General features: G+C 56.4%; 6 protein-coding genes. 1 reads left to right on the top strand and 5 read right to left on the bottom strand.

Annotation, left to right across the window (positions count from 1 at the left end; all coding sequences use genetic code 11):
* A partial coding sequence (locus PY310_RS19390; protein ID WP_275216179.1) for a hypothetical protein occupies positions 1 to 253 on the top strand: 253 nt, incomplete at its 5' end.
* Positions 254 to 277: 24 nt separating this feature from the next.
* Here PY310_RS19390 and PY310_RS19385 read toward each other — a convergent pair.
* The 5 genes from PY310_RS19385 to PY310_RS19370 form a co-directional block, all read right to left on the bottom strand.
* On the bottom strand, positions 278 to 1573 hold the full coding sequence (locus PY310_RS19385) for a glycosyltransferase family protein (protein ID WP_275216178.1): 1296 nt from the start codon (positions 1571 to 1573) through the stop codon (positions 278 to 280).
* A gap of 1028 nt (positions 1574 to 2601) precedes the next feature.
* A complete protein-coding gene (locus PY310_RS21705) occupies positions 2602 to 3987 on the bottom strand; it encodes a glycosyltransferase family 2 protein (protein WP_419095525.1) in 1386 nt (461 codons plus the stop codon).
* A gap of 566 nt (positions 3988 to 4553) precedes the next feature.
* On the bottom strand, positions 4554 to 5258 hold the full coding sequence (locus PY310_RS19380) for a hypothetical protein (protein WP_275216177.1): 705 nt from the start codon (positions 5256 to 5258) through the stop codon (positions 4554 to 4556).
* A gap of 94 nt (positions 5259 to 5352) precedes the next feature.
* Positions 5353 to 6642 (bottom strand): UDP-N-acetyl-D-mannosamine dehydrogenase, encoded by a 1290-nt coding sequence (gene wecC / locus PY310_RS19375; protein WP_275216176.1) that lies wholly within the window; start codon positions 6640 to 6642, stop codon positions 5353 to 5355.
* Positions 6623 to 8362 (bottom strand): glycosyltransferase family protein, encoded by a 1740-nt coding sequence (locus PY310_RS19370; protein WP_275216175.1) that lies wholly within the window; start codon positions 8360 to 8362, stop codon positions 6623 to 6625. The genes wecC and PY310_RS19370 overlap by 20 nt, the downstream gene beginning before the upstream one ends.
* Positions 8363 to 8379: the final 17 nt, after the last annotated feature.

The following is an 8379-nucleotide window of genomic DNA, read 5'->3' as shown; positions in this document are numbered from 1 at the left end:
ACTGGGAGTAGACCCCACCCAGGACATGGTGCCGGCCCCGAGCACACCAGCGAAGGGCCGGTACCAAGTCCTCAGAATCTCAGTACCAACTACCCAGACCAGCAGTTCCAACAACAGCTATCTGCCAATATTTCGCGAGTTCAATATGGTGTGGAGTCCCAGTGTTGACTGGTCCATCGTGGATGAATTGCAGCCAGACATCCTTATTGGGCAGAGCATTGAACGCTTCCTTGCTTCTGTCCCAAATTCCTGAACGAGCCTCGTCTCTAGAGTTCAGCTAAGCGCCCGCAGCTATCACGTCCTGCAACAGTCTTTTCGCCCGAGCATCAAAAGTGTGATGACTCCGAACTCTCTCTGACGCACTAATCAGTGCCTGCTGACTGGGTCGGCGCACTTTCGCGTCCGCCAGTATTCCAGCCAGCTGCTCTGCGTCACAGAATTTTGCCACCACGGAATCAAGAGCGGGCGGTAGTTCCCCAACATCGTCGGTGATTGCCCAGCCGGCACTTGCCACTACGTCAAAGAGGCGGTTACTAATGAATCCGTTCACCTTCATGTCTTGCCAATGGTCGTTGAGGACAACGTTGGCAGTTCCATATAGTTTGCCGAGCAATTCGGCAGGTACGTGTCGACCCTTAATGAATCGATCATCCAGCAGCCCTTTCCAGCCTTCGCCAAAGACGGACAGGTTTGCCTGGGCGGCTACGGCTGCCTCAACTGCCTGACGTGCCTGACCGCGGCTATTGCCCACAAACAACACATCTTCCCCCCTTTCACCTCCAGCGCAGGGTGCGAAAAGTTCAGGATCGGTGCACTGCAACAGTGGGCGAATTTCTACCTCCCACGCATGGGACTTTTCTGCTGCCCATTGTGTGCTGGCAGCGTAGGCAAGGTCGCTAGCGCGTACCTCCGCTGCGGTCACGAGATCAGGATGGCTGATCACCCAAATTACATTAAGAGCTGAGCCGACTGCCGTAAGAGCTTCCCAGCCGCGGAGGTTCAGAACTACGTCGTCCAAGTCCGAACGGGGTTTGGCCATGACCTCAAGCGAGTCCACGGAAACGACTTGGCCCAGACGTCGTAGCGCTTTGGCAAGGGAGTTGGCAAAGTAGGTGTCGCCCCACACGTAGGACCCTTCCAGCGTTGGAGCGGCGGTCTTGATCGACCACCGCAACCGCGGCACACCGTCGATGATTTTCCGGGCATTCTTGGCTATGACTACTTCCCGCCACAGGTCGGGGTGGTTTGGGACTGTTTCGGGAGAAGTCCCCCTAAATCCCGCTATGACTAGGTCCGTTGAAATGGAACTTTCATCCGAAGAACGATATCCATTGGTGGCGGTCCTGAGATAGGTCTCGATATCCGATCGATGACCCGGAGCATTGCTGTACGGCGTTTTCATCAGCTCAACAGCCGGAGCCCGTCCACTAACCACGTTGTCACGACCCGATCCGGCGGACGCGCGGCGGGCAAAGTCGATGTCCAGCCACATTTCATTTAGCTCCGGGTTGAACCCACGTGCATCCAGCGCCACGTCCCGTTCCATGAGGTACGGAAAGGTAACTGCTGCCATGGAATACGCCTCGATTAAATCAGCAGTTGCCAACGAGACATCACGGAGAAAAGGGACAGGGCACCCAGTTTCAGGATCGGGCATCGTGCCGGCATTTCGGATGAGCCCCGTATTCCCGGTAAGCACGGGTTGGACGGCGCTGGCCCCCTTTGCTAGAAGAACGGTTTGAAGACCGCTAACACTGTCGGGTCGCAGCCGGTGGCCCACGTGCATGAAGAGTAAATAACGTCCAAGGCTAATTTGCACAGCGCGATTGAGAGCCTCACTGCGGCCCCTTGGCGACAATGGTAGAACTATTCTTACTCCTTGGTTCCTGATCAAACAGGCTGAAAGTAATGCAGCCAGTCCTGAGTCGTTCGATCGAAGGACCAACACGACCTCGTGGGGCAGAGGTCCGGCTGCTTCCTTCGCAGACTTCATGGATTCGGTTGCACGACACCAAGACCCAACATCATCGATAACGATGGAAACAATGGGAGGAGTGTCCCGATGGGGGTCTAGTGAGCTGTCCGAGTCTCCAATCAAAACTTGGGCTGCGTCCAGAATCTCCTGCACACTTGGATTTGCTGGCACCTTGGACGTCACCAGGTCCATCTTTGTTGCGTTGGATTGCTTCCCGATGAGGACGATAGCCTGTCTTACACCAGACACATCGGTCACTTCACTGTGATCAAAGAGTGGATGCGCTGGAAATATCGGCTTTCCCCGAAGGTTAATCGGGTAGCCGCGTCTCTCAACTTTGTAATCCGTTCCGACTTGCTCCGCGACCCATCGCAACGAGACCAATGGATGGGGTGCCAGACGCAATTTAGCACCGTACCGATGAAAATCAAGAGCCGCACCATATCGCGTTCCGAAGGTTCTGCCGCGCTGCAGCTCATAGAACTCCTTGTGTAACAAGCCGCAAAAAGACAGCGAAATCGCATTCCGCAAGGCCGTACCCAAGTGAAATATCGCCGCGGCACGAACCCTCATTCCTGCCATAATCCTCAACGGCCGAGCGCTGATACGCCTCGCATCCATGGCGGCTAGTCCCCCGACCAAGTGTTGAGCCTGCTGCGAAACGACAACGCGCGTCCCGGAGGCTGGTACCAGGCTGGATCTGCGTCAATCTGTGGTGGGAGCCGGAATCCCTGCCACTGTTCCACTGAATCGGCCACAAAAACTGCAGCGTCCGCATCCCATGTGTGAGCGTCATTCTCCTTCGGATGCCAGCGGCGGTGCATGACGTAATTCTGCCCGTGACTCCGGTACACGTGCTTTCCAGCAGCCACGAACGCGTCTATCACGCCTCTGTCCACAGCGCTGGAAATAGGCCGCCAACCTCCTAGTGCCAGTAGGTCGGACTTCGACATAAGCATTGTCCCGCCAGCAACATGATTGAAGAAGCGCTCCCCTTGTGGTCTCCGGCGAGTTGTGATGTCCGGCCCTTCAAGGTACGAGAACTCCACTTGGGACCCCACTAAACTGGCGCCGGAGAACTCGCGAGCCAGCACAAGGTCCTCTATATGGTGGACCCCATACCAATCGTCATCGTCCATCTTCGCGATCAGAGGACCGGATGCAGCCTCCGTTGCCTGGTTGAGCGCCGCCCCAAAGGGGACGGCGCTGTCTGCAACCAAGACCTGGAGCGGCCGTTTGTAATGGCTGAGAATATTGCGCACATCCGTGGGAATTTCTGTCAGCCCATGGAGCATAACGACCAGTTCTAGCGGTTCCCACGTCTGTCGGGCGATTTGCTCCAAGATTAGGGGCAGGAGTCTCGGACGACGGGTACAGAGAATCACGCTCACTGCCGGATCCAAGACGTTCCACCTTGTCGCTGCGCCCCCCAGAGAGCGCCACCGCCGCGAGGGAGAGAACGTCTTCAGCGCTTCGCGACGGGTAGTAATGGATGCCGACTCCCGATCGGCCGGAGCATGAATTTGAGCGTGCACCTTGTCTAAAGATCCGATCACCCCGGGCCCAAGCAGTCGCTGAACGGTGGTAGACAGTTCTTGAACAAGCACGGGGACGCCCGCGACGCACAATTGAGACAGGAGCAGAGCGAAGGCATTCTCTTCAGAAGTACCCGCCGGTGGTCCTACGATGTGAGAATAACCCCTCAGTTCCTCAAGAAGATTTTCATCGAGCACAGCAAATGGTCGGCCGATACGCGTGCTGCTATTGGCCCTGCCACCCGACAGTCTCCAAGGCGCATTGGGATCGTCAGTGGCGACCAACTCCAATGAGCCGTCATATTTGTATGGTTCAAATCCTTTTGGAGATATTGTCCGAGTGTCTACGGGGGGCAAGCCGGCTTCCCGGATTTCGAGCCTTCGACTCTCAGATTTGGGGTCATAATCTTGGGCTGATGGTGCAAAGAAGATACCGGCGGTTGAAACTGTAACATCCAATGAATCGACGTCTAACATTTCACTTAGGCCCATATCAACCGGGCAGAATCGAGCCAAAGGGTCGCCCGAAGCCCAGACAGCAACGGACGCTTCACTGATACCCACACGCAATCCGGACAGCGGCAGGGTCTGGGTGGAAGAGGGTCGTGGTCCCAACATTCTCTCAAGGAACGAATGGATATCCAACCACTCTTGTGACTCACAGGCTACTACTTGGGCATCTGGGCAGGTTTCTGGCCGGTACGAAGAGACGTCTCCCAATCCCAACCCGCTCGAACTTGGAACGTTGAGTTCGAGGACAGTGGATTCGACGATGACCACTATTCTCTTGGACCGGCCTTCATCCGTAAACAGCGGGAGAGCCTGTCTTGCTTGGGCAACGGAATCGAAAATAACGCAATAGAGTTCCCACCAAGGGCCAGGCTTCAACTCCGTGATTCTAATCAAATCTGGATCTCGAACATCCCGCCTAACCCAGGGCTTTATGGAGTGCATCAGTTGCGCCAATGCCAATGCTTCGTTCAGGGGACGCTGACCCAATGGGCTTAGACCCCATTGATCCGTGGAGGAAACCATATTTTTTGTCACCGTAAAGATCGCCAGAGAAATCGGACAGCTTTGCTCTGTCTTCTACGACTAAATAGGTGAAATAACGCTCGCTTCTCTGACGCCCTAGCCCCGAGCTCACTACGCAACCGACGGACTTCCCGTTTGAGCTCATCGATTTCAGCCTTGGTACGATCGTTCACGGCATCATTCTTTTTCTCGAAGACCTCCACCTCAAGCAGATGATTCCCGGCGACTCCTCGCCGGACAAACTGCTTCGGAATAGTCTCGCCAGCCTGATAGATGCCCAAGGACGCACCTGGAACCCATCGCTCCAGATCGCCCCTACGAGACTCCTCCTCCGCTGTCCGAGGAGATTCGCATTCAAGAACAAAGTTCGAGGCCCAGCACTCAAGACTTTGCCGGCCACCGGGCACCAAGATGCGAAGGACTGCAGTCCGGCTGTCTTCCAAGGCCATGACCATTGCTTCGAGCGTAAATCGGATGAGCCGGATGCCCGCTGGCATGAACAGTACATAGGCGGACCCATCCCCAAATCCAGGCCACGACGAAGAAAGCACAAATCGATCATCGTCATTGAGCCATTCCTCCAGTCGGCCGCCACCAGCACCGACCTCCTCGAAATACACTCTGAAATCATGAAAAGTTGAATCAAGTAGGTCGGATGCGGTAAGGATGGCCAGATTGCTATCAACTTTTGCGCAATTGATAACAATCGTCACGGGCGGGGTTGTTCGCTTCGGTCCGACAACCGTAGTCCTCGAGTTGATTATTGTCGTCAGTCTGTTCGAGCCCGACGTCAATGTTTCATCTGCATCAGGTCTGGTCACGCCAAAAGCCCCTGGTATCCACGACTTTCCTGTTCTCCAAAGTTGCGGGGTCGATCTCTCGGAATGCGTCATGGTCAACGAGCAGTACCACCGCATCCGCCGCCCTTACGGCGTCACTTGCTTCCCAGAACATAACGTTGGACAGCGGTGCTAGCTCAACCGGCAGCGCACCCGCGTGTGGATCTGCCACAAGAATCCGCGCATTAGGATTGGCGAGTGCCATCTCCCGCACGATATCCACCGCAGGCGATTCGCGCATGTCATCTATGTTGGCTTTGAAGGTTAGGCCGAGCGCAGCGATAGTCGGTAATTCGATGTCTCTGACTACGTCGAGAATTTCCGCAACTACGTGGGAGGGCTTGGAGTCATTTACTTGACGTGCAGATCGGATGAGGTTGGAGTTTGCAGGATCAGCAGCAACAATAAACCAGGGGTCTACAGCGATACAGTGGCCGCCGACCCCCGGGCCCGGCTGAAGGATATTCACCCGAGGATGGTGGTTGGCCAGCTCAATCAGATCCCAAACGTTGATGCCGAGACTGCTACTGATCATGGACAGTTCGTTAGCGAAGGCGATATTGACATCCCTGTACGCGTTCTCCACCAGCTTGGCCATCTCCGCGGTTGCAGCATCCGTGAGGTGCATGTTGCCTTGGCAGAACGTCCCATAGAGGGCAGCGGCCGCCACAGCTGCCTCCCGGGTGAGGCCACCCACAATCCTGTCGTTGGAGACCATCTCAATCATGATCCGGCCGGGCAGTACACGTTCGGGGCAGTGTGCGAACATCAGCACCGGGCGGCCTTGGGAACCATCCAAGCTCAGGTCCGGCCGTTGGCTTAGGACAACATTCGCCATGATTTCCGTGGTTCCGGGCGGGGAGGTGGACTCCAGAATGATCAGCTCGCCGCCCACCAGTTGCGGTGCGATAGCCTCGGCAGCAGCCCGTATATACGACAAGTCCGCCGTCTTATCTTCATGGAAAGGGGTTGGGACGGCAACGATATAGGCGTCTGCTGCTGGCGGAGTGGTGTGCGCACTCAAAAGTCCTTGACTCACCGCGCCCGAGACGTGAATCCCCAGGTCGGGCTCCACAAAGGGAACCCTTCCTTGGTTGACGGCCTCAACAATGGCCGGATTCAGATCCACCCCTGTGACTCTGACCCCGTTGCCCGCCAGAATTGCGGCTGTCGGAAGACCTATGTAGCCCAGGCCGATGACTGCAACATGCTTGACGGATGAGATGGTCTCGCCAGGCTTAAACGTCGACGTGCCCATATGGCCCCCCATAGAATTTGAGGTCACCGGACGCCACTAGCTCAGCATCCTTGACCTGCCAGGTATGCCCTGATCCCGTGCGAATCTGGACGTAGTTAAAACGATCGGCTGAGTAGATGCTCATACCGGCGGCCACGGCAGAACGAAGAAATCCAGTGTCCTCGCCCACACCAAGTGAGGGAAACGGGTTTGCCTGCATGGTGTCCCTGCGGCCCAAGATGGTGGGTCCCATGACGAAATCCGTAAAGCGGTGCTCCCGGTGGGCATAGCGGAGAATGTTGGCTTTGGATTCCTGAAGATGCATGTAGTGCGCCTGTTTGCCCACGATGTCGGCCCCGGAATAGTCAAGAGCAAACAATTGGTCACTCAAATAGTTAGATCCGTAGTGGTCATCATCATCCATCTTCGTTAGGACATCACCGTCCGCTGCCTCAACACACCGGTTAAGGCACTCCCCCAGCGAAACTCCGCGGTCTGCGGACAACAGAACAAGGTTGTCGATTTCAAAGCTATTTTTTAGGTCTGCCAGGGCAGCCTCTGGTACTTCAAAACCATGTGTCAGAAGGACCAGCTGTACTTTAACGTTCTGTTGAGCACCGATGGTCGCAAAGACCTGCTCGAGCTGTCGAGGCCTGATGGTGGGTATTAGCGCGCTGACAGTCGGTCGAGGCAGCTCAGTTGCCCGGCTTGGTACGGCCTCTTTCAGGACCGTCTGTGCCCGGTGAGCATACGTGTGGTTCTGCCATATTCTCCGCTGAGCCAGGTGCACCGTTCGGTCATTGAGCTCGGGGTTATCCACCAGTGCCTTGACCAGCTGCCCGGCCTCTTCCCGGCTGCGTGCAATTGGTACTTCCCACTTGCTGAAGTTCAGGCGAATCGCTGCGCTCTCAGCGGTCACCACGGGAGTGCCTGCGGCAGTAATTTCGAAGATGCGGCGAGCGCACATGCTCGGAGAGTCGACCACGGAGTTGACGTTCAGGAATACCTTGTAGGCCTTGTAGGCCGAAAGCATCTGTTCGTATGTCAACGATCCGACAACACGCTCATTCAGCGGAGAAGGGAACTGATAATTGGGATCCCCGCCGAGCTTCCGTGAAAATATCTCCAGTCCGAGTTTCATTTTGGCCGAGACGTCCTGCACGCCCCCCAGCAGCATGTCCATTTGTGCGCGGCGTTCCGGGTATTTGTGCGCGAAGTACATGCCTGCGAAGGCCACATCCCTTGCGTGTCGTCCGTTGACGGGACGGGAAGGGTTATGCAGGACGGGTTGCGCGGCGAATGGAAGCACGGCGACGTTTGGGTGCCCCAGGTCGCGCTTGTATGCGTCCAGACGATCGCTGTCCGAAGTAAAGACATGGTCGAAGAGCTTGGCGGCCGGTAAAAAGTCGTCATAGTGGGGCGGATCTTCCTTGTTCCAGAAGACCGTGGGTATGGCATTGTCACTGCACCACTCCAAGAGAGCCCGGAACGATTCACTCGGACCCGAGGGGCCGGCGATCTTCCCGCGCCACAGTCCCGAATTCCCGGCCCACGCCGACTCAACAAACAGCAGGTCGAGCCGCAAACCTTGGACGTCAGCATGCCAGGTGTTCGGGTGCACCGCGTGAGTAGTCCACTCATAGCCGAAGGCCAGCGCCGAGAAATCGTCGAGGATGACGGCAGCATGTATGTCGGCGCGCGAAGGATTCTGGCGCGGCAGGTCTGCCGGGGCGAAGGACAATCTGCGGTTGCGCCCGC

This window comes from Pseudarthrobacter naphthalenicus, from assembly GCF_029076445.1.
Lineage (GTDB): Bacteria > Actinomycetota > Actinomycetes > Actinomycetales > Micrococcaceae > Arthrobacter > Arthrobacter naphthalenicus.
Note: the sequence above shows the minus strand (reverse complement) of the source record. Positions and strands in the feature narration are given on the sequence as shown.